This window comes from Vibrio sp. Y176 (assembly GCF_033438945.1).
Genome location: NZ_JAWOQS010000397.1, coordinates 1 through 770 on the forward strand (window position 1 = coordinate 1; position 770 = coordinate 770).

The window sequence follows — 770 nt, forward strand, 5'->3', positions numbered from 1 at the left end:
TGTCCTTTGTCCGTAGGCTTTAATCCATACCTCGTTCGCACAAATAGTGGGTCGTTAAAATGCTCACGTAGACGTGCCATCGCCCGGCTGACAGCAGGTTGAGTGATGTTGAGCCTCTTGGCTGCCGCGACTGTTTTCTTCTCTTCCGATACTACTCTAAAAATCTTTAGCAGATTCAAATCTAAATTATGTAACGGCTTTTTGTTTTTATCTTTATTTTTCATTCGATTACGTTCTGGTGGTGTAAGGCGTATCCGTGTTTGCATAAATTAACTTATACCAAAATTGGTATATTACCAATAATAAATGGTCAATTTATCTCCTTATCTATGAACCTTATGATGATGGTGGGTTTGAGATATGAACAAAGAATAATCGGCTCAACATTAACCTAGTCTTGAAAAGACTTGTTCTCATTTGAGCAACACCATCTAATAAGATAAGGATTACTTCCATATGAAAAAGCGCATTTTAGCAGTAGCAGTGACGAGTATGCTTCTGTCTGCCTCTGTCTTTGCACAAGCAACGGTGGTTCCAAGCCGCGTGGGTGATTTGAAATTTGAATCAGATTTTCCGACACAAGAAACAATGAAAAACATGTTGAATGAAATGGATTTTCAGCGTGCAACCCAAGCTTATCTTTGGGGAATCCCTGCCTCAAGTATTATGGAATGGCTGAACGTTAGCCGTAATGATTTTAAATTTGAAGAAGGTCAAATGGGTTTCTTCAATACCCTTAAGCAAAAACAAGGCATTATTACCGCCAACTT

General features: G+C 39.0%; 1 protein-coding gene and 1 pseudogene. One reads left to right on the forward strand and one right to left on the reverse strand.

The features are described from left to right. Nucleotides 1-266, reverse strand: a 266-nt coding sequence (locus R7O13_RS26275) for a LysR family transcriptional regulator (RefSeq protein WP_318305131.1), incomplete at its 3' end; no start/stop codon positions are given. A 190-nt stretch (nucleotides 267-456) separates the two neighbouring features. Here R7O13_RS26275 and R7O13_RS26280 point away from each other — a divergent pair. Then, nucleotides 457-770, forward strand: a pseudogene (locus R7O13_RS26280) (DUF1254 domain-containing protein); the annotation flags it as partial.